The sequence below is a fragment of the Salipiger mangrovisoli genome, from assembly GCF_015223355.1.
In the GTDB taxonomy this organism is placed as follows: domain Bacteria; phylum Pseudomonadota; class Alphaproteobacteria; order Rhodobacterales; family Rhodobacteraceae; genus Salipiger; species Salipiger mangrovisoli.
Window position 1 is genome coordinate 44,228 of record NZ_JADFFK010000025.1, and the last position, 23,737, is coordinate 67,964.

16 protein-coding genes are annotated in these 23,737 nt (G+C 60.6%); 7 read left to right on the forward strand and 9 right to left on the reverse strand.

All coding sequences use genetic code 11. The annotated features are described in order from the left end of the window. The first annotated feature begins 178 nt into the window (after window positions 1–178). Genes IQ782_RS24680 through IQ782_RS24690 form a run of 3 tightly spaced genes read left to right on the forward strand, consistent with a single transcriptional unit; the run spans window position 179 to window position 3,014 of the window. Window positions 179–1,270, forward strand: coding sequence for an alpha/beta hydrolase (locus IQ782_RS24680; RefSeq protein WP_240989552.1), 1,092 nt, complete (start codon window positions 179–181; stop codon window positions 1,268–1,270). Continuing rightward, entirely contained in the window at window positions 1,267–1,884 is a 618-nt protein-coding gene (locus IQ782_RS24685) for a flavodoxin (protein WP_194137337.1), read from the forward strand. Before IQ782_RS24680 ends, IQ782_RS24685 begins: the two co-directional genes overlap by 4 nt. Next, a complete protein-coding gene (locus IQ782_RS24690) occupies window positions 1,881–3,014 on the forward strand; it encodes an aldo/keto reductase (RefSeq protein ID WP_194137338.1) in 1,134 nt (377 codons plus the stop codon). Before IQ782_RS24685 ends, IQ782_RS24690 begins: the two co-directional genes overlap by 4 nt. Before the next feature lie 503 nt (window positions 3,015–3,517). Here the strand turns inward: IQ782_RS24690 and IQ782_RS24695 are convergent. Both IQ782_RS24695 and IQ782_RS24700 read right to left on the reverse strand, forming a co-directional pair. After that, window positions 3,518–6,304, reverse strand: a complete 2,787-nt coding sequence (locus IQ782_RS24695) for an SNF2-related protein (protein WP_194137339.1) — start codon at window positions 6,302–6,304, stop codon at window positions 3,518–3,520. Continuing rightward, entirely contained in the window at window positions 6,301–9,240 is a 2,940-nt protein-coding gene (locus IQ782_RS24700) for a hypothetical protein (protein WP_194137340.1), read from the reverse strand. Before IQ782_RS24700 ends, IQ782_RS24695 begins: the two co-directional genes overlap by 4 nt. 106 nt (window positions 9,241–9,346) lie before the next feature. Here IQ782_RS24700 and IQ782_RS24705 point away from each other — a divergent pair, with 106 nt between their 5' ends. From IQ782_RS24705 to drmB, 3 genes are read left to right on the forward strand one after another with little or no spacing between them, the layout of a single operon-like run. After that, entirely contained in the window at window positions 9,347–11,653 is a 2,307-nt protein-coding gene (locus IQ782_RS24705) for a UvrD-helicase domain-containing protein (protein WP_194137341.1), read from the forward strand. After that, window positions 11,643–14,783, forward strand: coding sequence for a helicase C-terminal domain-containing protein (locus IQ782_RS24710; protein ID WP_240989553.1), 3,141 nt, complete (start codon window positions 11,643–11,645; stop codon window positions 14,781–14,783). Before IQ782_RS24705 ends, IQ782_RS24710 begins: the two co-directional genes overlap by 11 nt. Next, window positions 14,780–16,540 (forward strand): DUF1998 domain-containing protein, encoded by a 1,761-nt coding sequence (gene drmB / locus IQ782_RS24715; RefSeq protein ID WP_194137342.1) that lies wholly within the window; start codon window positions 14,780–14,782, stop codon window positions 16,538–16,540. Before IQ782_RS24710 ends, drmB begins: the two co-directional genes overlap by 4 nt. Window positions 16,541–16,594: 54 nt before the next feature. Here drmB and IQ782_RS24720 read toward each other — a convergent pair whose 3' ends face one another. The 7 genes from IQ782_RS24720 to IQ782_RS30240 form a co-directional block, all read right to left on the reverse strand. Then, window positions 16,595–17,029 (reverse strand): EcoRII N-terminal effector-binding domain-containing protein, encoded by a 435-nt coding sequence (locus tag IQ782_RS24720; protein ID WP_240989554.1) that lies wholly within the window; start codon window positions 17,027–17,029, stop codon window positions 16,595–16,597. Continuing rightward, window positions 17,029–18,831, reverse strand: a complete 1,803-nt coding sequence (locus tag IQ782_RS24725) for a DEAD/DEAH box helicase (RefSeq protein ID WP_194137343.1) — start codon at window positions 18,829–18,831, stop codon at window positions 17,029–17,031. The genes IQ782_RS24720 and IQ782_RS24725 overlap by 1 nt, the downstream gene beginning before the upstream one ends. A 14-nt stretch (window positions 18,832–18,845) precedes the next feature. After that, window positions 18,846–19,694 carry an HNH endonuclease gene (locus IQ782_RS24730; protein WP_240989555.1) on the reverse strand — a complete coding sequence of 283 codons (849 nt, stop codon included), beginning with the start codon at window positions 19,692–19,694 and terminating at the stop codon, window positions 18,846–18,848. Next, window positions 19,681–21,309, reverse strand: coding sequence for an ATP-binding protein (locus tag IQ782_RS24735; protein WP_194137344.1), 1,629 nt, complete (start codon window positions 21,307–21,309; stop codon window positions 19,681–19,683). The genes IQ782_RS24730 and IQ782_RS24735 overlap by 14 nt, the downstream gene beginning before the upstream one ends. 12 nt (window positions 21,310–21,321) lie before the next feature. Continuing rightward, a complete protein-coding gene (locus IQ782_RS24740) occupies window positions 21,322–21,792 on the reverse strand; it encodes a very short patch repair endonuclease (protein WP_194137345.1) in 471 nt (156 codons plus the stop codon). Between the two features lie 10 nt (window positions 21,793–21,802). Beyond that, on the reverse strand, window positions 21,803–22,876 hold the full coding sequence (gene dcm, locus IQ782_RS24745) for a DNA (cytosine-5-)-methyltransferase (protein WP_194137346.1): 1,074 nt from the start codon (window positions 22,874–22,876) through the stop codon (window positions 21,803–21,805). Window positions 22,877–23,110: 234 nt separating this feature from the next. After that, window positions 23,111–23,251: a hypothetical protein gene (locus tag IQ782_RS30240; protein ID WP_277347903.1), complete on the reverse strand. Its 141-nt coding sequence runs from the start codon at window positions 23,249–23,251 to the stop codon at window positions 23,111–23,113. Here IQ782_RS30240 and IQ782_RS24750 point away from each other — a divergent pair. Beyond that, complete coding sequence (locus tag IQ782_RS24750) at window positions 23,213–23,479, forward strand: ATP-binding protein (protein WP_277347904.1); 267 nt, start codon at window positions 23,213–23,215, stop codon at window positions 23,477–23,479. The genes IQ782_RS30240 and IQ782_RS24750 overlap by 39 nt on opposite strands. Window positions 23,480–23,737 lie beyond the last annotated feature (258 nt).

A 23,737-nucleotide genomic window follows, 5' to 3' on the forward strand; every position in this document is an offset into this window, starting at 1 on the left:
GCAAGAGGTGCCTCCAAGGTGGGTCGCATTCCGCACAACGATTAGCCGGGTCTTCTCGATCAGCCTTATCGGCATTCACGATGAATGGCTCTGGGACCGCTCGGATTAATTCGCCGGGCTTATCCCGGCTTGCGTGGAAACACGGCTAATCCCGCCAAAGCATCCTACCTATCTTGCCATGATGACCACCAGCCCCACAGAATCCCCCGAGATCCCGCGCACCGATGCCATGCCCGCGTGGCGCCGCCTGGCGGCCGTCGCGCTCTGCCTCTCGACCGGCCTCGGCGACGCGCCCGCGCGAGCCGACACGCTGACGGAAGGGCTCGCAGCGCCCATCGAGGCGCGCGAGAGTGCTTCCCTCCGTTATGACACGACGGTCGGAGATCTTCTGCGGCACTCGGAACTGCAGGGCTTCGCGCGCCGGCTTCTGCCTTGGGCGGAGCGCGACTACCGCGAGGAGATGCCCCTGCGCGACATAGCGCAGCTGCTGCCCTACCACAGCGCGGTGCGACCCGATGTGGTGCTGGCAGGGCTCAACCGGTTGCTCGACCTGCAGCGGGCGGGCGTTCCTGTCTTCCACGAGATCTACACCGGGGCAGAGCGCCGGGGGACGCCATCGCTGAGCGAGGCAGGGCTCTTCTTTTTCCCCGGCCGACCCGGCGCGCCTTTCGCGCTGATCGCCCCGGGTGGCGGGTTTTCCTACGTCGGCTCGGTCCACGAGGGGTTTCCCTATGCGATGGAGCTCTCCCGGCTCGGCTTCAACGCCTTCGTCGTGACCTACCGGACCGGTCAGGGCGGGCGGACTGCGACCGCGGACATGGCCCGCGCGGTTGACTACGTCATGGAGCACGCCGAGACGCTCGGCGTGGCCCGCGAGGGCTATTCCGTCTGGGGCAGCTCCGCCGGCGCGCGCATGGCGGCCTTCATTGGCAGCCACGGTCCGGACGCTTTCGGCGCGCAGAGCCCGCAGCACCCGGCCGCGGTGATCATGGCCTATACCTCGCATGCCGACCTCGGACCGCAGGAACCGCCGACCTACGCCATCGTCGGCGCGCAGGACGGCATCGCCCCCGCCGCCAACATGCGCGCCCGCGTCGAGGCCCTCCGGACCCTCGGGGGCGCAGTGACCTTCCGTGTCGTACCCGGAGTCGGGCATGGCTTCGGCGATGGCACCGGCACTGCGGCGCAAGGCTGGGTCGCGGAGGCTGCCGCCTTCTGGGCCGCACATCTGCCTGCCGAACTGGGGTCCAATGAGAGGACACTGAAATGACCGACCGAACGGACCTGAACCGCCGCTTGGCGCTGGCGGAGCTGATCCTGCCCGTGCTGGGTGCAGGGTTCCTCCCCGCGCCGGCTCGGGCTGCCACCCCGCCGAGTTCGACACTGGTTGCCTACCTGACCCGCAGCGGCAATACTCGGGTCGTCGCAGAGACACTCGCCCGCAGGCAGGGTGCGGATCTTTTCGAGATCCGGACCGCCACGCCGTACCCCGAGGATTATGACGCCCATGTCGAACTGGCCCGCCAACAACGCGACGCCGGGATAGCGCCTCCACTGGCTTCGACGGTTCCAGGTTTCGAGAGCTACCGGGAGATCTGCCTGTGCTTCCCGATCTGGGGTGAGGCGATGCCCGCGCCGCTGCGCAGCTTCCTGACGGCCCATGACGCCGGAACGCGGCGGGTTCTGCCGTTCATCACGCACGGCGGCTACGGTAGAGGCTCTTCGCTCGAGACGCTGGCGGTGCTGGCCCCGCAAGCCAGAATCGCGCCCGCCTTCGAACAAACCTGCGATGCCGAGCGCGACACCATCGACCTGCTGACCGACTGGTTCGCCCGCACGCCCGGCCGACGGCCCTCCCCCCGCAAGAAGGAAAGCTACTCATGACAGACTTCGGACACCCCAATCGCCGGCAGGTCGTTGCCGGAGGCGCCGCTCTTGCAGCGAGCGGCGCCATCACGCTCGGCAGCGGAACCCGGGCTCATGCCGCGACCCGTGCGCTTGGCAGCGTCGAGGTCTTTCCTGTGGGCCTCGGCTGCCAATGGGTGCGCCGCGATACCCCGGATGAGGTCACCGACTTCTACAGCTCGATCCTTTCGAAGGCCGAGGCCGAAGCGCTGGTCCGCCGCGCCGTCGACCGGGGCGTCACGCTGATCGACACAGCCGAGGCTTACGGGCCGCTGGTCTCCGAGGAAATTGTCGGCAAGGCCCTGTCCGGCGTCCGGGACCGCGTGACGATCGAGACGAAATTCGGCTTCGACATCGATCCGGAGACAGGCGCACAGTTGGGCGGTACCAACAGCCGCCCCGCCCATGTCCGCCGCGCGGTCGAGGCTATGCTGAAGCGCCTGCGCACCGACCGCATCGACGTTCTGATCCAGCACCGCGTGGACCCAGAGGTGCCCATCGAGGATGTGGCCGGAGTGATCGGCGAGTTGATGGCCGAGGGCAAGGTGCTGAACTGGGGCCTTTCGGAGCCGGGCATCAACACCGTCCGCCGCGCCCATGCCGAGCAGCCTCTGAGCGTGATCCAGAACCAATACTCGATGAACGTGCGTACCCCCGAGGCCGAAGTGCTGCCGCTCTGCAATGAGCTTGGGATCGGCCTTGTTTGCTGGAGCCCGCTCGGGATGGGGTTCCTGTCCGGCAAGATGGGCGCCGGCAGCCGTTTCCCGGAAGGTGATTTTCGCGCTGTCGTGCCGATGTATGCACCCGAAAACCTGCCCGCGAATATGGCGATCTTCGAGCTGGTCAAAAGCTGGGCCACTCGCAAGTCGGCGACGCCCGCACAGGTGGCCCTCGCCTGGCTGATGGCACAGGGACCGATGGTCGTGCCAATCCCGGGCACCACGAACCCGGCCCATCTCGACGAGAACATCGGTGGCGCCGATCTAACGTTTTCGACCGAAGAGCTGGAAGAGTTGAACACCGCACTCGCTTCAATCCCGGTCCGGGGTGACCGCCTGCCAGCCGGCGTCCTCGCCGGGACCGGAGTTGAAGCATCGACGCCAGATTGACGCCGAGCCCCTGAACGTCGCGCCTTCGCCCTGGCCCTTACAAAGCGCGGGTACAGCGGGATGCAGCGTCCGTTCGCGGACGCCGTGGGCGAGTATGCCACTGCCGCCTTCGGCATCTTGCTGACAGGCGATGCGGTCCAATCTGCATCAATGGCGAACGGCAACTTCGTCCGCGATCCGATCCTTCCTCCTCGGGCTTTCGCTGTGCCGAGCATGAGTGTCCGGGGTCTTAGCTGCGGCGCCGCGTAACTTTCCGGAACATCGCGGCAGGCGTTTCGCTGCGTGCGCGTGCAGCGAGAAATTGGTGCTTCCGCTTAGGGCTCGAACCGGTCATGCGGCGGCGCAGAACAAACCTCGACCTTGGCCCGCTCCGAATTTCGGCTTCCACCTTTGTCGGGCGGTCGGATTGTCGCCGCAGCGAAAGTCCGGAATCCGCCCTTCGAGGACAGATCATCATGCAGCGCCGGACATGAGCGATGACTATAGCCCCAACCAGAAATATCTTAGCTCACGAGTTGGGCCGATGGCAGAACCCTTGCCAGGATTACAAAGGTCTCGGACATCGAGTTGTTGGCGAGGTGTACCAGAGTATCCTCGAGGGTCCTCAATCGATCCGTCATTCCTGATATACGCGCCTGCATGCGTCTCTGTTCGGCCGCGATCTGCCCTTCAGTCATCTGGATCTGTTGCTGGTCTTGGATGTTGCGGGATCGCAATTGCTCAATGCTGAGTTGCTTCCATCGGACATACGTTTCGGTTTCAGAGGTCAGGAGCTGCCTCCTGTCCGACAATGCTGAGGTTGCTTGCTCGCGCGCATCGCCAAGGCGCATTCGCTCTTCTTGGGTAATCTCCCGTTCCAGCGCGGTCACAAGCCTCTGTACTTCGCGGAAAGGTGCAATCGTCTTTTGGATTTGACGGTTCGTCGTCGGTTTGCAGCCTTCGCCAAGAAGGGCGCGTGTGATCTTCTCGGTGCCGACCGACACGACCCCGTCCGCAGAGACCACGAGGCAGCGCGTCCTGACCGCATCGAGGAACAATGTGGAAATCCATCGGCGGTCTGAAAGGCGTCCGACGCGCACGGCGGGAACATCGTTGTCGCGCGTCCTGATTTGCTTGTCCTTGAGTACTGACGGCCGCCAGGAGCTGCGAACCAAAATCAGCGTTTTCCCGACCAGTTCTGAAGCCAAGTCCTCATCCGACAAATGGACGCCGACCGGGATCGGCGAAACCGTCATTGCTTTCAACGCAGCATAAGCCTGACGGACCAAGTCATCATGCATTTCGTCTCCGGTCGAAAAGAAACGGGCTCGTTTCCCGAGTTGATCCTTCGGCAAGACGACATCTTTTTTGGGTGGCTTACCAAGTCGATCCCGGCGCCAGCGAAAAACCTCGGATTCGCGCGTTGTCATCGCGCCGAGTTTGTAGGGGCAATCTTCCAGCAGTGGCGGCAAAGAGAGGGTTGCGACGCGTTCGCCGTCGTTGGCTTTTGGAAATCCGCCTTTCAAGGCTCCACTGAAGTGCAATAGGCGCAACCAATCATTTCCAGCATGCTCCGCGGCACGAATATTGCCAACGATCTCGCTGATGTCGTCCGCGGTATCCGGTTGGGCCGGGGCAAAATCCTCTCCAGACTGGTTCAGGCCGAAGGACAGCTCGCTTTTCAGTTCGGAGGCGGCCTGCCTGAAGCTGTCGCGGCCAGCCGCTGCATCGGTGATGATCCTATCGAGACGCTGGGACAGGGCTTCGTCGAGGTATGGCAAAGGCTGTTCGAAGACCTCCATCAGGTCAAGTGCTTCAAGCACCCTCTCATCTGCAGAACCGGCAACGACCATTCGCCATATACCAATCGTGCCCACGGTCCGATCTTTCATGTAGGCACTCAGCCCGCCGGAGCGGAGGCGGTCAAGGCGACCAATGAGCTGATCGATACGCGAGGCTTGCCATGGCAGGTTGTAGAAGATCATGTCCTCGGCGAAGTTATGCAGGTTGAGACCTGCTTCGACGAATTCCTCCATGATCAGGACAGTCGCCTCACTTTGAACGGCACCGACTACATCGACCAGATCAGTGTTGTAGCGACCACGCATGGTTGCGATGCCGCCTTCAGAGAGGTGCGGGAACATTTCGGACAGACGCCGTTCCAGCATGTCGACGGTGGGCGTGTCGCCCGCGACGATGATGATACGCCGCCCTGGATCTTTGTGCCAATGGTCGAGCAGCACGTCGCACAGGTCGTCGAACAACGCGTTGCCGGGATTGCGCGACAAAGTGGTCTCCACCTCGTCCCGCAAGTCTTGGTGGGCCGAGAAGGTTCGGTGGCGCAGCATTTCACGTAGGCTGGATCCAGCACGGAACATCTGACGGCATTGTAGCCAAGGGGCCGACTCTATCGGATTGTCCCGACCGTCCCGGCAGGCTGCATTTTGCAGTTTTATCTTCGGCATCTCTGCGTCGGACGGAGCGGTACGGACAGTGTGAACCTTTCGCGTAGGTGCCATCCCTGGCCATTGGCTTCGCGTCTGACGAAGGATTCGGCGATCCGCTGCGAAGGCGGTCCTGTAGGCCGCGACGGAGAGTGTGCCGTCGGAAACGCGCGCCTGCGCCGCAGCGGCGTCTTCCGACAGGAATTCCAAGGGCTCGCGGCCGAGGAGATTGGCGATTTCCGAGCGCTCCGGTTCGATCGCGCCGATGACAGCGCGAGCCCAATCGCGATTGCCCAGACGCGGCGTTGCCGTCAGCAGCAGGACATGCCTGAACCGTGGCGCGTCTCGACGCTCCCGGCAAAGGCTGGAAAGGAATGCCGCGTCGTCGAGGTTCATGGCGTGGATCTCGTCCACGATCAGCATGTCATAGTCCTCCGGAGAAGGACGTGCCGGTTGCCTGCGGACCATGTCTGCTTTGATCAGGTGGACATAGCCTTCGCCATCGGGTTGCTCCTGCTCTTCATCTGCGTCTGTCAGGATGGGGGCTGATATGTGGCCGCGCGCCGAAAGCTCGACCTGCCACTGGTAGCAGATGCGTTCCGGTGCGACGATTGCCACCCTTAAAGACGGATCGCGCCTGCGCAAGATATTGAGGATCATCAAAGCCTGCACCGTCTTACCCATTCCGACCTCATCGGCGAGCAGGTGACGGATTTCCGTGTCCGCAAGGATGCGGCGCAGGTTGGCGATCTGATGTGGGTAAGGGTCGGCCGCGACGCCGAGGGCGCCACCCATCTCCCAAGACTCAGCTGCGACGAGGCGTTCAAGGGCGTGAAAGCCCGACTGGGCAAGATGAAAGCTATTCATGTAAGGTCAACATTCGTCATCGCGCGATAGCGCAAGGCAGCGTAGCGAACGGCACGCGCGGTGGAGCGGTCAGCGCCGAAGCGCAGCAGTCTGCCCCGCCATTCTGGGTCATCCATGACCCGCTCCGGCGCCAAAAAAAGGTGCAACAAGGCTCGCAGGTCGGCCGGTGTTATCCAGCGCCCGCTCCGGGACTGAACATCGAGGTGGCTGGACACCAAGGCGGCAATCAGGTCGTCCAGATGGCTGGATTCATATGGCAACCGTTCGAGGCTTTCGGCTCGCTGCGCGGGCAGCACGAGTGCGGACAACTCGGGAAGGCGCGCCGCTTCACGAGCGCGTGCCACGAGCTTTTGCCAGCTGCCATCAGCATTGCCAGCGTCGAATTCGAGCTCAGCAGCGCCATCGGACATCGCTTTCTCCGAAAGCTTCTCCCACGCATCGAGAACCGCATCGTCCATGTCGGGCCACATGTCTCCGTCGGGAATGACGACAAGGTCTGGCGCAGGCAACATTCGGCGGAAACGCTCTTCGAGATAGCCGGCGAGTTCGTGCTTCTGATCGTCATCCAGCGGTGAGAAAGCTGTTGTGCCACAGACCAGATCGGCCTGCATGGCTTCGGCAACCAGCCGCCGGTGAAAGCCCGTTCCAAGTCCGCGACAGGACTTTTCCCTCTTGATCCAGAGATCACCGCAGAGCGCGGCTACAAGCCTATCTTCGAGTTTTCGGCGGGCATTGGAGCGAAGACCTTCCCCTACTGTTGATCCTGCCGAGGCGAGGCTCCAGCTGAGATAGGCCTCAAAGCCTTCGGTAAGGCCGTGTGCATCACCTTGGGTTTCCGTGACGCGCTCAACCGGATCCGCTATGGCTCTGGGGATGCTGCTGAGCAGCGTGCCGGCTTCGGGTTCCACCAGAATGCAACTGCGTAGCGCACCGTCGCTTCCGCCGGCCGGACGGAGAAGGCCGTATCCAGATGTCAATGCTGCGGACGAGGTTGCGCGAGGCACAAACGCCGTGCTCGAGATCACGGGATCGCAGATGAGCGCCTCCAGCGTCTCTTGTCCTTCCGCTGTCCACTGTGCGCTTCGGCGATCAAATTTCCATTCTGGCTCCGGAGCTGTAAGTGACCACGCGTTTCTGTCCAGCCCATTTGCTCGGGCCTCAAGACGGGCGTGCATGCCACCTTTGGTCCAAAGACGGGCCACGGTCCGGATGTCGGCAAATTCGGGGCGGTCAAAAGCGATCCTGACAGGCGCACTCGGCGCGAGGATGCGCACGGTACGGGATAGGCCACTACTGGAACTCAACGTGATTTCGAGGTCCATGTCGTGCAGGGTGATCGGTGTTGACAGATGCAGCGCGCCAGCGCCGCGCGCGATCTCTGAAAGGCCGATTCCATCAGGCTGGAGGGATAGGTTCACAGGCGCAGGCGGTTCGATATCGCGGAAAACCAAGTCGATCGGGGCAACCTTGGACGTGTCGAGCGGCGACAGTGACCAGATCCCCTCGGTCATCGGCAAAGTGTGCCATCGGTCGTCTGGAACACGGAATTCGATATTTTCAGTCTGGTCGAGACGCTCGGCAAAAATTGTAATAGGTGTTCTCGATCGGGCCTGGACCGGTCGTCCCGAGGCCTGGCTTACGGTAGAACCATCGTGGCGCAGGGTCAGGCCGCCGAGGAAGTCAACAAATGGTTCAGCTTCCACGTGGATGCCGTGCCGGGCCAAAACTGCATCGCCCTCCGGTGTCCCGCTGATGAAGTGGTACAGCCCGTCTCCCCAACCATCGAGGCCCTGTCCTTCAAGAACCATCTCGTAAAAAGAGATGCCCGGCGTCACCCAGTCCGTGGGTCTGAGCTGTGTTTGATATCCGTCGTCACCCTCGTCTCGGAAGAGCAATCCCGGCGCGGGAAAGATGACGCGTTCCAGCCAGGCCGGTGCCTCAATTCCACTGATCTGCGGGCGGGGAACCTCTTCGATTGGACGTCCGATGAAGACGGTATCACCACAGAGGAAGCGCTCAAGGGTTGTAGAGCGCGCGCCAACAGTGACCGTTGATTTTGACAATTGAGCACCGACTCCTGACCTGACGGCTTCGAGTTCGGCGGGGGTGAGGCTTGGCCCTCTTACGGCCAAGCCACGGGCCTCCGCATCATCAAGCAGGAGTTCGTATGTTGCCTTGGGAAGACGTTCCACGCCCTGATGCTCAGCAAGACGCCTCGCCCGGATGACGCGTTCGAGACGCTTGACCTCACTTTCGGCTCTCAAGTCATTGGTCAGGCGCTGCAGGAAGCCTGCTTCCATACCCAAGTCGCCTGTTCCGCCGGTGACGAGATGGCGGATTACCGGCAGTACAAGGTCGTCATCCTGCAGCCAAGATTCCAGCCGTCGTGAACCGAAGCCACGGGCAAGCTCTTTCAGTCCCGGCAACGCCGCGTTCGTCCCACTCGGACCACCGGTTTGAATCAAGAACTCTCTAACGAGACGTGCCAAGGAGCCATGGACCTCTCGAGGAACCATGGCATTTCGGACGGGCCATGCAATGTAAGGAAACGCTGCCGACCAGGCATCATCCAGAGGTCGCGCGGTTCCGAACTTTTTTGCACAATCCCGGAACAGATCGGCAATTTCGCTACGTTGTGGAATTGGAATGTCGACCTTGATTGCTGACTCAACTAATGGCCAGAAATCGGTCCCGGTACCCCTGTATTCATAGCCGATCTCGGTCACGACTACGCAAAGCGACAGCGCGACTTCCTGCCATGCCCGCTTGGTGAGCTGATGTAACGCAGCACGCTGGCTGACAAGGTACATCAATTGCTCGATTGCGTCGCGATCGAGGCCGTGTTCGATCAGGTATACAGTTCCACCATCCCGCTCCCGGGACAGGTCTGAAAAAATCTGCGCCAGCAGATTCTCACTGGCAAACAAGTCATTCATCTTTTCATTTCGTCACGCAGGCGCCAATAATGGTACTACATGCTTGAAGCGGTTCGCGGTGATTTTCAATAGGCATGTCATTACTTTAGGTCGAGTACAACGCGGAATGCTGAACAATAATTTCGACGCGGTGAACGCCGTCGTCCCCGGTCAAAAACTGGCTGCACAGCTGCGCAGGGATATCCATGATCTCGGGGCAGTGCCGATTTCCCGGGTAGTCGCCGGTCTACGGACATTTGCCATAGCCGACGGCGTGTCCGAGGCGGCAGCAAAACAATGGGCACAGGCTCTCGTGTCGGTTTTGGTGGCCTGCGGTGATCTTGGTTCCGGCAAGTCGTACGGCGAGCCAGTCTTGGTGAAACGAAGGTCGGTGCCGGTGCTGATCCAAGGGGATCGGTGCATCCTGCTTGGGGGAGATGCGTCCGAAGGCGAACCTCATGGCCTGCTGCGAACAACGGATGTGGTCCCCTCAGATGCGGTCAGTTTTCATGACTGGGTCGGCGAGCTTTCAGATGATGATATCGCTGGTCTTTGGCAGATCTTGGATGCAGGAGTCTGGTCGTTGGGTGAGACTTCTTCAAGCGGCTTGACACGCGTGCTCGGCCTTGCTGGCGTCGTGCCAGACCTAGCGATCCCCCAGGATACATCAGCTTGGCTCAGGGAGTATTTCCCTTTGCCCCGGACGGGGGAGAATGCTGCTGATCCATCACAAGCTGCAGTCATCGACAGTTCGGCAAGTGCGCGACAGATCGTTACCGCCGGCCCGGGGAGTGGCAAGACGCATACCGCTACGGAACGGGTCATACATCTTGTGCAGCAAGGCCTGCCACCTGCCGGAATTCGCCTCATAACCTTTACTCGCGTCGCAGCTGAAGAGGTGGGAGGGCGCATCTCGCAGGCTCTGGCGGACCACTCTTATTCCGGCGGCGTCACGTGCGGTACGATTGACTCTCTCGCGTGGAACTTGGTGACTACGCTTGGGGATGCCCCGTCCGGGGGACACGAGCGGATCGTTCGTATTGCTCGAAAAGCGATTTCAGACGGCGAGCAGGCGATGCTGGATCTGCTGACGGGAATTACCCATCTGGTGATCGACGAAGCCCAGGACATCGTTGGGGAGCGACGCATGTTTTGTAGCGCTTTGATCGATGCGCTGCCGATGAACGTTGGAGTAACAATACTGGGCGACGGGGCACAGGCGATCTACGGATCGTGGGCGGGCGACAAAGGGAGTGATGGGTCCCTGCATGCCGAGTTCAGAGGCCGCACCGGCTGGGAAGACCGAACCCTTACGGCAAACCATCGGACAAAGTCAGACAGTCTGCGGCGTTTCTTCGCACAGGCGCGGGCGCTGCTCGAAGCCGACGGTGATCCGCGTTCGACTTATCTCGAAATTCGGGAAATGCTCGAAGACGTTGCGACGGATCCAAATGTGAGCTTGACCGGACCGGTCTTTCCGTGGCGGGATGACAGCTTGATCCTTTTCCGGGGCCGCGCTGCCACCGAGGCCGCGTCAGCCCGATTGACTCGGGCAGCCCGGACACACCGTTTGAAACTGTCGGGACAAACAACTGTTTGCAATCCGCTGGTGGGCGTGATGTGCGCGGGGCTTGCACCCGGTGCTGCTGTCCGTCTTGAGCATGTGCGACGGCGACTTGCGGACCTTCATCCCGCGCCGTTTGGTCTGACGGAAGCGGACTTGCTTTCTGACCTTCAGTCCCTCGGGAATGGACCGACGGCGCGCCTTCAGGACATCGCGGAGGCTGTTGAACGGGAGCCGGCGGCGCACACGCGCGATCATGTCGGCACTGCAGGTCCGCTGCTTGGCTCCATACATGGAGCAAAGGGGCGTGAAGCATCGAACGTACTTCTCATGCTGCCTCCGGTTCCGACTGGTGATGATGTCGACTGGCAGGAGGAAGCTCGCGTTCTGTTCGTAGGGGCGACGAGGGCGTCGACACACCTGTATCTGGGCAGGGCGCGGCCGGGTTTGGTTCGTCCTGGAAAGAATGGAGGCAGATGGATGCGCGGAAGCGGCGGCGGCCTCCTGCTGTCCGGGTCGGAAGGGCTGAGACCCCTTGGCGGGGTCGCTCCGGCCCTGGAGGTTTGGGAGGCCGCATTCCGGCAACCCAGTTGCTCGTTCCGGCGCAGTGACACAGGTGACGAGGTGCTATGGCACCTCTTCACTGACAGTGGGGATGCTTTGGCTCAAGTTGATGGTCCGCTGAGTGCCGACCTCGATTACCTCGCGTCCGGTCGGGGCGGCCTCGCTGCAGGTACAATACGCGTGGTCGGTGCAACAACCGTGGTTGACCGTCGAAACGATGGCAGGATTCAAGCGGTGACTCTGCTGCCGGTGCTTCAGGGCGTCGTGCGGGGTGCCGGGAGTAAGGACAATCAAGATGACCAGTAACGCGGTGGATGTCGCGCGCCAGCGTATGATCGAACGCCTCAGGCAGGATCTCATGGGGCCCTTGGCGGATGATGAGGTTCTGCATGACAGCCCGTCGGAAATTTACATGACGGGCATCCTGTTTGCCCAGAAGAGCCCGCAGGGCGTGGGCGAGACGGAGGGCGCGGTTCTTGGTTCCGATGAGGGGGACGATGCCGCGTCCCGGGTGCCGCCGGATACTTTTCGCCCAAGTTCGGCAGGTTTGTCTTTCGCGGTTCGCCCGACGGATGGTGAGAACGTCCTTCTCAATGTGGATGTTTCGGCGGCCCGCTACGAGGCCCGACCACGTGCCACCTCCGACGATGGGCGCCCGCGGTTTGATTGGGCGCGCAAACCGCTGAAAGCCCGTCATTCCATCGAGCTTCCCAGTGATCGCGATGGCGAATATGATTTGCCCGGTGTGCCGGAGATGGCGCTCTGGTTGCGCTCGCGCAGGCATGGCGACCTTTACCTTGTGACTATCATTCTTCTGAACAGAAACGTAATGCCGGAGAAGCCCGAGCCCGGATTGCGCGACGTCGGCAACCTGCATCAGGTTGGGTTCAGCGTCGAAGCCGATCCTGATTTCGGTCTGATCGTTCCTCGTCCGGATCCAATGCGACGGATGCCGGATGAAGACCGGGCCACGGCCGCGCTGCTCTATCGCGACGCTCCCGACTATGGCGCTGGGCATACTTGCTCCATCCGGAGTGAGCATCTGCCAGATGGAAAGGTTCGAATTTCGACCGAGTGGTTGCCGTCGACCCTGGTCAGATCGCCAGGGCCTCTGGGTGATCCTGAGCATTTTGGGAAACTCGTCGCGAAGAAGCTGGAGGGTGCTCTCGGCTCTGAGTGGCTTTCTGTCGCGCCTTCTGGCGATGTTTGCTCGGCGCTTGACGAGCTCTGCGCATGTTACGATCAATGGATTGCTGCTCGAGAAGCTGAGGTCAATGCGTTACCAGCCGGGCAACAGGATACGGCGCGGTGTCATATGGACGAGTGTCGCATCGCGTCAGGCAGGATGAGAGAGGGGGTGGATCTGCTTCGGAAGGACGGTCCGGAACTCCTCGCATTCCGGCTCGCCAACCGCGCGCTCTGGCAACAGAACGAATGGAAGCGCAAACGGGATTCCAAGATCGGCCCACTGGTCTGGCGCCCCTTTCAGATGGCCTTCGTGCTGCTGTGCATGGCTTCGGCTGGGAACCGGGACCACGATGATCGTGGCGTGATGGACCTACTTTGGTTTCCCACCGGGGGCGGCAAGACCGAAGCTTACCTGCTGTTGACGGCATACACAGTTTTCCTGCGCCGTCAGCTAGGAGGGCCTGAGACTGCCGGCGTCACCGTCCTAATGCGCTACACACTGCGCCTGTTGACGGCGCAGCAGTTCCAGCGGGCAGCGGCGATGATCCTTGCCTGTGATCTATTACGGACAGGGGACTGTGAGTGCCCCGGCATCAAGATCCCTTCTTCCCTCTCGCAAGGCGCGCCGATTTCCATTGGCCTTTGGGTCGGCAGGGACACAACTCCGAACAAGATCGTTGAAACAGAGAAGACCGGTTCGCCCGCACAGATCGAGCATTGCCCGGACTGCGGTTCACAACTCGAATGGGATATCGCGTCCAGTGGTGACCGGATCCATGCAACCTGCCACGGCAACGAGTGCAGTTCAGGACAAGCACGCGACCATTTTCCCTTCTGGACGGTCGACGAAGATATCTACCGCGAACTTCCGACACTGCTGCTGAGCACTGCAGACAAGTTCGTTCAGATCGTCACGAAGAAGCAAACCGGGCGCCTTTTTGGCCTTGGCGATGCCGGTCGATTGCCGCCCGATTTGATCATCCAGGATGAACTTCATCTCATCTCCGGGCCGTTGGGTAGTATGGCGGGCCTCTTCGAGACCGCCATCGACGCCCTATGCACCCGGGAGGGACAACGCCCTAAAGTGATCGGCTCTACAGCCACGATCAGGCGTGCAGCGGATCAGGTGCTGAATCTCTTTGATCGATCCGTCATGCAGTTTCCGCCGCCGGGATTGCACCATGCCAATTCAGGCTTTGCCTGCGTCGAGCAGGAAAGCCCTGGACGGCTGTATCTGGGTGTGACAACGGCCGGTCGTACCGGCAGCTACATTTATCAGGCGATCGCATCTTCGCTTCTCCAGGCTGCGGCTGATCCGTCGCTTTCTGGTGCCGAGGAGGACTATTACTGGACGCTTGTAGGCTACTTCAACTCGCTGCGCGAACTCGGCAGCGCCTCGATCATCATGCAGGACGACGTCACGCATGGGCTCGAACTTGTATCGGCACGACGGCAAGAGCAGCCACGTCACCTTCAGCCGCCAACTGAGCTTACAAGCAGGGTGAAGTCTGAAGAGATCCGTACCAAGCTCTTGGAACTGGATATGGCCAGAAACAGTGGCGAGGCCGCCGACGTCGTTCTGGCATCCAACATGATCTCGGTCGGTCTCGACGTCGGGCGTCTGGGCCTGATGCTGGTCAATGGCCAGCCAAAGACAATCGCCGAATATATCCAGGCAACAAGCCGCGTTGGCCGCGGTCGCGTGCCGGGGCTTGTGGTTACACTCTACAATGCGAGCAAGTCCCGTGACCGAAGTCGTTATGAGACCTTCCCGACGTGGCACAGTGCCCTGTACCGGGATGTCGAGGCGACAGGCGTGACACCCTTTGCACCGAGGGCGCGGGACAAGGCGCTCCACGCTCCGTTTGTTGCCATGGCGCGGCATCTGGTACCCGGCATGTTGGACACACCGGCCGCGGCGGCGGACCACGAGGCAGACCTGAAAGCACTGATCGATTTGATATGTCAGCGCATCTCCAACGTGGACTCTGGGGAGGCTGATGCCGCTCGTCGCGAGCTTGACGAGTTCTTGGAGCTTTGGCTGCGCCGTGGAGCACTGCCGCAATACTGGGCCAACTGGTCGGACGATGCCTTACTGATTTCAGCGGATGCACAGGCGACATCCAATGCCGTCGGCTTCACCAAGGGCCTCGCGCGAGCCACCCCGGGAACACTGCGCGCCGTCGAGCCATCGACTGAATTCGTCATCAAGGAAATTGCGTCTTCAGACGCTGAGGAAATCCAATGAGCAAGAACGTTGGCAGCATTCGCCGCAGTCAGATCATTTCGACCTTCGGTCCGGGGGCAATCGTCGATTTCCGTCTGCCGGGAAGCGGGGCGCTGCTTTCGGGAGTCATGCAGGGTTTGGAGGCCTGGGAGGCCTACACGAAAGGTGGCTACAAGCAGGATATGGTGCGCGAACCGAGACTCGAAGCGCTCTTGGGCGTCGACCATTTCCGGGCTCCGCCGGTAGGGACTTACCTGAAGGACGGGCAAAAAAGGGATCGCGTGCTCCCGATAGAACGGTTTCCAGATTGGCTGTCCTGTCCCGAGTGCCACGTCATCAACCGGTCGGGACAATGGGCGCCATCGCGGAACCGCGATAGCCTGCATTGTGGGCAATGCCGGGGGAAGCCTGCAGTGGTGCCTGTGCGTTTCGTCGCAATTTGCGAAAACGGGCACCTTGATGATTTTCCCTGGACTTCCTGGCTGACGCACGAGCTTGGGTGTTCTCGGCCAGTTCTGGCATTGAAGAGCGTCGGAGCTGGCATCGGAGGGCTGTTGCTGACCTGCAAATCCTGTGGTGCGGGGCGTTCCATGGCCGAGGCATTCTCACCCAAGGGTATTCCGAAGCACAAATGCGGCGGTGGCCGACCGTGGCTTGGCGGACGCCAATCGGGATGTGAGGCGGCGCCGCGGATCACGCAGCGGGGCGCGAGCAACGTCTATTTTTCGATCGAGGAGAGCGCGATAACCCTTCCCGATTGGAAGGTGTCCTTCAGGGAGAAGATCGCCGACTTCATCGACATGCTCGATTTTCTCGACGATGAAGAAATGCGGATCGCATTCATCGTAAAGAAGATCCTGCCGACTTGGGACGGCCCCGACAGCGCCGAAGAAATCGCACGTCGCTTTAGGGAGATGAAGGAAGACAATTCTGGAAGTGAAGGAGATCTGCGGCTGGACGAGTTCCGGATGCTGCTGACGGATACTTCTGAGTTTGACGAAAGCGCGATGATCCTGCTGAACCGCCAACAACCCGTTCCTCCCACATTGACGGGGATGATCTCCTGGATTTCGTCGGTGGAAAGGCTTCGGGAAGTGCGTGCCCTGACCGGGTTCACGAGGCTGAAGGCGCAGGTTGGTGGCAAGCCGGACGCCGTGCCGCTGTCTCGATCAGGTCTGTCGTGGCTGCCAGCGGTAGCCATGCATGGGGAAGGCGTATTCCTGTCGTTGGACCTGGATGCCGTGTCTGCATGGGAAAGGCGGCCGGATGTTGTCAGTCATCTTGCTGATCTGATTCAGACATATATGGATAGTGCTCGGGCCGAAGGAAAACAGGTGGATGGCGCGCCACAGCAACTCAACGCACGGTACATGCTGATCCACACTTTGGCGCATGCGTTGATCGCGCGCTTGTCGCTCGACAGCGGGTATTCGTCGAGCGCACTGCGTGAACGCCTTTATGTCGGGCCGGATATGGCCGGTCTGCTGATCTACACCTCGACGCCGGACGCAGACGGAACAATGGGAGGGCTTTCGCGGCAAGCGCGACCGGCTCGCATGGAGCAACTGGTGTTTCAGGCGCTGGCCGACCATGAGCTCTGCTCCGCTGATCCGCTATGCTCCGAAGGAATGGCGCGCAGCGGCTCGAACGGTAACCACGCGGCCTGCCATAACTGCGTGTTTCTTCCTGAAACCAGTTGCGAGGCGTGGAATGGCTTTCTTGACCGGAGCTTGTTGAGCGCGGGACCGCTTTCGTTCTTCAAAAGTCTGGCCGAGTAATCAAGTAAACCCTGCATTGACATTTGGCCTCTCGGTCGCCCGAGCGGCCAAATGTCAATGTGCGCGGCGCCAGCCAGCAGTAATTTTGATGCGCACGGGACCTTCATCAATCGGTTCGTCGGGTTCTTGGTCTGCCTTGACCACATTAATCCGATAGTGGGTCCCGCCGCTTTCCTTTGAGATTTCGAAGGTGTCGCCCTCCTTGGCGCCTTCCGTCTTGAAGTATTTGGTCAGGTGCGTGATCCGATATTCGTTCCGCGTCCCTTTGGGTTTGTGCAAGCGGTTGTTGTAATAGACGTAACGCAGGCGCAGTTCGCGCCCGTCCGGTGTCACGCAAGTGATCCATTCGCTCGGGTTGTATTCGTTGGGATCCAGATGCGGCAGGAACGCCAGAAGCTCGCGATCGCCCTTCGGAATGAGAATACCGCCCATGTGGGCACCAGTCGATCCCACGTCATTGGCGCTGAGGCTCTTGAGAAACTTCTTCATCAGGACTTTCCGTTGGGAGCCATCTGGAGTGCCCGGGCTATATCCTCGGTGTCGCGGATCGCTACGGGCACGGTTTCGTTCGCCAGTTCACTTTTCCAAGTCGATCGTTCGATCATCACTTGTTCCACCGTGTCTTCGTAGAACAGACGGTAGATGGTGACTGGCTCGGTCTGGCCGCGGCGGTGTGCGCGGGCGCTGGCCTGCGCTTCGAGTGCGGGGTTCCAGAGGGGCGTGAAGTGAATGACGATGGTTGCGGCGGTGATGTTCAGCCCTGCGCCTGCGGCGCGCGGATTGAGCACGAGGCAGGCCGGACCGTCAAAGGACGAGAAGTTATCGACGATGGCCTGGCGATCTTCCTGGGCTGTGCTGCCGTTGATGGCGCCCCACCACGCAGCGGGAAGGTCACGCCCGGCTTGCTCAAGAAGGTCTCCGATCCTGTTGAAGGAGGCGAAGACGATCACTTTGCGCCGGTTAATGAATGCTTCGCGCAGAAGCGCAATGGACCGCTCCATCTTCGGAGTAATCAGCGGCGCTGCATCACTTGCCACGAGATCGGCGTTGTCGTAATCCTGCACATCGTCGCGGCTCTGCAACCATGGGTGGGCACAGAAGAGCTGCAATTGCATCGTAGCAACCAGCGCGCCAGCCACCGGATACTTCTCAAGGGTTGTCTGCCGGACCAGCTCGTATTGCCGGGCAAGGTCCTCGTCGAGCAAAACGGGCAGGTCGACGTCGATCCGTTCTGGCAGGTCGCCTGCCACATCGGCGACCCGCCGTTTCAGGATGACCGGGTCGGTCAGCCGCGCCAGGCTTTGAGCTGCTTCCACTGTGTCTGGGTATTCGACCTTGAAGACACCCTGCTGGCCGAGCATTCCGGGCACCGCCAAATCGATCAGTGACCAGAGGTCGAGAAGGGTGTTCTCGACTGGTGTACCAGTCATAGGAATCGCGCAGCGCCGTGGAATGGTGGCCAGTGCCTGACGCCGGCTTGATTCCGGGTTCTTGACCGCTTGCGCTTCGTCAGAGATCACCCAGGACCATTCCAAGGACGACAACACGGCAATGTCGTTCACCATCGTGTCGTAGGTCGTGATGACGACGGAGGCGACCTGCAGATCACGGAAGATGCCGGCCCGATACGCGCCTCGATGCACCAGAATGGTGAGCGACGGTGCAAAGCGGCGGATCTCTCGGACCCAGTTGGCAATCAGGCTTGTCGGGCAGATGATGAGCGCGGGCGCAGTGTGCGGAGGTGGATCCATCATGAGCAGTGCAATGATCTGCAGGGTTTTTCCAAGGCCCATTTCATCCGCGAGGATCAGGCCACCGGTCCGCTTGGCGGTCTGCCACATCCACTGGACGCCACGGGCCTGATACGGAAACAGCTTCGCGTTCAGCCCGGCGATGGACATTTCAGAGCCAAGGTCATCTGCCGCAATAGTACCAGATCGGAGTACTTCCTCATCGGCGTCGACCGCGATCAATTCGTTTGGCTCCTGGGTGAGCCTTATGCCCAAGGCAAACGGGACATCCTGTGGATCTGCACCTTCGAGGACTTCGGCAACCAGATCGGGCGCATCCTGCGGAAGAGGCCGGATCGTATTTCCATCCAGCACCCAGGCATGGCGGGCTGAAGGGGCCTCGATGAAGCTCTGCACGCCGCGAAGCGTCCGAATGCCACCCAGCCGTGCGGCAAGGCGCACAGGTCCGTTGCTGATCCGGAGGGCGGGATCAAGGACCCGCTGAGATACGCTAAAGCGGTCGCCGAATTCAGTTACGACCGCTTCAAACGTGATGGGCATGTCAGCCGGTGTGGTCACAGGATGCCAGCCTTGCCCATTGGATCAGCCATCAATTCGCCAAGTTCCTCCAGCGACCACGGTTCGGGTCGGCGTGTATGCACGGCGCGGTGACAATTCGGACAGAGGGGGGCGAGGTCGCGTGCCGGGTCATATGGGCGCGGCTCTTTCAGGAGCGAAAGCGGTTCGAGATGGTGAACCTCGATGATGCTGCCAGCCACGCCGTATGTCTCGCGCGGATCAAGCCCGCAGCAGGCGCAAACTTCGCCGTGCAACCTGATGCAAAGGAGCCGATTTCTGGGGTTGCGTTCCCGGCGCCTGACCGTTGTGATCAGTTCCGCCCCTTCGTATTCGGGCTCGCCGTGGTCGTCCTCTTCGATGACGTCGTACCCGATCAGTTCGGCCATGGCGGCCATCATGGGCACGATCGTGTCGCGGCTGACCTCGGTCAGTGCGACCTCGGGGTCCCGCGGAAGGTTCCGGATGATGGCAGTCATCCGGAAATCTCCGGTGGTGATCTTCCAATCGGCCATTTCCTGTCCTTGGACTTCAACCTCCACAGAACTGTCGATGGACGCGACGAGGGCCCGCGCCAGATGGACGTCCTCGGCCCCGGCACCAGCGATCCGTCGCACGACCTCACCCGCAAATGCGCCAAAGCCCAGCGTAACGGCGTAACCCTTCAGGCCGTAGGGACGCAGCTCGGCCACGGGACCGTACCGCTCTTCGAGGTCCGCAAACCAGATCCGCAGGCCGGTCCGCGACTTCGACCCGTCAACGGCCATGCCGATCGCAGCGCCGGTTCCGGCTTCCAGTTCTTCCCGGATGAGGGTTTGGCGGGCTGACAGCATCTCAGTCGTCGTCAACCTCGGTCAGTTCCGCCGAGGTTGGGTCCGGGAGATTGCGGAGCAGCTTCTTGAGGTTGGACGAGATCTCCTCGCGAATGTCCTCGAACACAGGCTCCAGTTCCGGATCGGTGTTATTCTGCTCTGCCATCGCGAAGGCGTACAGGAGTAGGTCCATACCCTCCACGGCATATCCGCTGGCAGCAGCGCGCTGGTAGATCTTCTGGTAGAAGTCATGATGCTTGTTCAGCAGAACCCCCGGTACGTGGTCCGAAACACCTGGGCTTCGGTACGCTGGCTCGAAGAGGTGCCCGCTGGTAATCGTCGTGACCGCCTCGACATAGATCGACTCCGGATTAACGTGCTCCTGAACGGGCACTTTGATGCGGATCTTCACACCACGCCGGTTGTTGACCTCGACGGTCTGGCTTGCCGGATCCGCGCTTGCCACTTGGGGCTTGGAGACATTCGCCGTCGCCGCGATGTTCTTGTTGGAGCTTCCGTGGTCGACCGTTGTCTTCTTGTTGGCATCGTCGCGGGTGATACGGCGATACCGGTTGCCGGCTTCTCGGTAGACCGGTTGGAGAAGGCTGCGAAGCCCATCTTCCAGTTCTGGATGGAACAGAATCCGAGACTTCTTCACGTCGATGCGGAAGGCCTCGTCCAATTCATGAGTGAAATCGAATTCAATGCGCAGGAGCGACGTATGGGGTTCGGGTGCGCCAAATACGTCCAGCCAGCCACCATCCTGAATGAGGCGTCCCTCGCGATAGACATAAAAGCCCTGCGCACGGTTCGAAATACGCGCGAATTCGGCTTCTTCTTCCTTTGTCATGTCGCGGCGGTGAGGCAGGATCCATGCCTTGATCCCTGCTTCCGCTTCGCTGCCATCGGGCAGCTCGACAAGTATCCGCTGTTTCGACTCTGCGAGCACCTGATCCGAGCGGGTTGGATAGAACGGGTTCCATGCAGGCACATCGACGCCATTGATCCTGATGGCAACATGTCGTTCGCGTTCGTCACATGTGTCGAGAAACCGATGAAAGACCAGCGCGACGTGCTTGCCCAAGGTCTCGGCCAGCCGTTTAATCGCGGCCTTTTCCTTTGAACCGGGGTCGTAGTCCTTGGACAGGATCCGATCGCAGTTTTCCCAGACGACAAGCGTCCCGGTATCCCCGCAGAGTTCCTCGAACATGTCAGCCTGATCGGACGTCACCGGATCGTCGAGCATTTCCCAGATGTTCTGCGCCTCGACATGTTCGAGATCCCAAGTCAGCTTGGACAACTCTTGGTCCGCTGACTTCCTCGAAATCAGGCTGTAACGCTTGCAGACCGAACTTGAAGCTGTTTTTAGCCCCAGCCCGAACTTCCCGAGGCTCTTGGCGTCCGAACGCTTGTCGGCACCGTAGCGCATCGCATTGCGCACCTCATCGCGGGTCATGCCATGACCATCATCACCGAAATAGACGATCTTCCGGCCGTCATGCATCAACTCGATGTTGATGTTCACCGCGTTGGCTCCGGCTGCGATCGAGTTGTCGATGATGTCGGCTGCTGCGGTCTTGACGTTGTAACCCGTGTCACGAAGCCCGACGATGAGGCGCGCGGCATTCGGATCGTTGATAAGGTCGTTCATCTTCCTGCTCTTTCACTTCGGACGAGAGCCGGACTTTCCATCCAGACGTGAGAAGAAGTCCTGCTCTGAAATGCTGGCCTCTTTCTCGGGGCCCTCCAACCAATCTGCAATCACCGATATCAGGAGATCTTCTGACACTTGGCGCGTTGCGCATTCCCATACAGTTAGGATGCGCCACCCGGACTGTGCAAGGCGTTGTCGGACCAAAGCATCCCTTTCTTGGTTCCGCCCTATCTTGGCTTTCCAGAAAGCAGTATTGGTCTTCGGGATGCGAAAATAATGGCACCCCTCGTGCCCGTGCCAGAAACAACCGTGAACGAAAATCACAGTCCGATATTTCGGGAGCACGATGTCCGGTTTTCCTGGAAGATCCTTGGCATGCAGGCGGTAGCGAAAGCCCAGACGGTGCAGTCCCTTGCGCACCATGATCTCGGGCTTGGTATCCTTGGGGCCGATCCGCGACATCATCGCGGATCGTGTCATGGGCGGCTTGTCAGGCACGCATCCCCCGTTTGGGGTGCAGTGCGACCGTGTTGGTGATCCAAGGGGCCATGGCTTCCGCGATGGCAATGGCAACCGGTGCGGCGACTGCGTTGCCAAACTGACGGTAGGCTTGTGTGTCAGAGACGACTATTTTCCAAGGTTGGTTCGACCCCTTTCGGTCAAACCCCATGAGCCTTGCGCATTCCCTTGGTGTCAGGCGCCGGGGCGTGCCCTGGTCCTGGGCGATCAGTATCTCGCTGCCATCCTTGTAGTAGCGGGCACTGAGCGTGCGGGCGACGTTGTGGGGCTGACACAGGCCAAATCCGAAACCATTTCCGGCTGCCTTATGCTTGGCAGCATAGTTCTGGAGATATTTCCAAAGGTTGGGCGTGAGTGTGTATTTGTCCCCGACCTTCGCCAAGGGGCCGGTAGTATAGGGTTCCTCAACCGTCTCTGAACCGTCCTGCGTGTGCAGGATGTCCGCAAGTGTCGGCGCAGGACCTTGCGGGAGGATCACCTCGTCAAGGGAGAACGCGGCGGGCACGTCACGCCGGAAGCCGACGATAAAGATGCGTTCCCGGTGTTGCGGCACCCAGTGGCACGCGTCGATCACCTTGTGGTCAACGTCGTATCCCAATTCATCCAAGGCGTGGAGGATGACGCGGAACGTGTTGCCTTTATCATGCGACAGGAGGTTCTTGACGTTTTCCAGAAGGAAAGCCTTCGGTTTGTGATGTCGCAGGATGCGAACCACATCAAAGAACAATGTGCCCTGTGTCTCATCCGCGAACCCGTGGGCCCGGCCCAGCGAGTTCTTCTTTGACACCCCGGCAATGGAAAATGGCTGGCAAGGGAAACCGGCGAGCAGGACATCATGAGCGGGAATGTCACGTTCGTCGACTTTGGTAATGTCGCCGTTGATCTCGTGGCCGTCTTCAAAGTTCGCGCGGTAAGTCTCCTGCGAAAACTTGTTCCACTCGCTTGTGAATACGCAGGTTCCGCCAACCGCCTCGAAACCTATGCGCAGTCCGCCGATGCCTGCGAAGAGATCGATAAAATTGAAACCGTGTGAGACAGCGGTCATGTGTGTTCTCCGAGTGATGTGCGCCTACATACGAAAACCAGGGCCGCAAAGCACAGGCGCTACAACTTGTAGCCCATCTATGCCACGGAAATAGTAACCGTCCAAGCTTACGATCAGGTTCACGGGCTCTTTGATGCTATGAGCACCGGAAATACTCCCGAGCGATGGTCTAGGCGACCCTATGCGAAGGACGCCGCGTAGGGGTCGGCCTGCGCACCGCTCGGCTCACGCCTATCAAAAGCCGCGCGAGAGCTTCGACTTCTCATTCCAGCCATTCTTGGATCGCCACCGCATCATGGCACTCGCCAGCAGGAGTTCATCAACCGCGTCGAAGCGCTGCACTTCCTCGGCCCGCCGGGCACGGGCAAGTGCCATCTGGCCACGGCTTGGGGCGTTGCCGCGGTCAAGGCGGGCCGCAGCGTCTACCGCGGCACCCTGGCCGAGCTGATAGACGCGCTAGCGCGGGCCGAACGCAAAGGGCGCCTCCGGGAGGAGATCCGCTTCTACGCGCGGGCTTCGCTGCGGATAGCGGACGAGATCGGCTACCCTGCAACGCAAGCCGCGCGTTTCGGACCAGCTGTCCCACGAACGGCGCGAGCTTGACCCTGACACCTGCTACCGCGAGTATTTTGCCTCAGGCATGCTCTCAGCATGACCGCATCCTCAGTCAGAAAGGGAAGCACATGATCGGTCCGTTGATCTGTATAGCTGGCATGGTGACCTGCTTCGTAGGAGCCATCCATTGCTGGCTCGTCTACCGGGATTGTGTCCGTCGGGCCCATGTCGACCCTGAACGGGTCAAGAGGTTTGTGGAAAGTGAGGTGGCCCCCATTTCCCGGACAGGTTTGCGGCGCTGCTAAG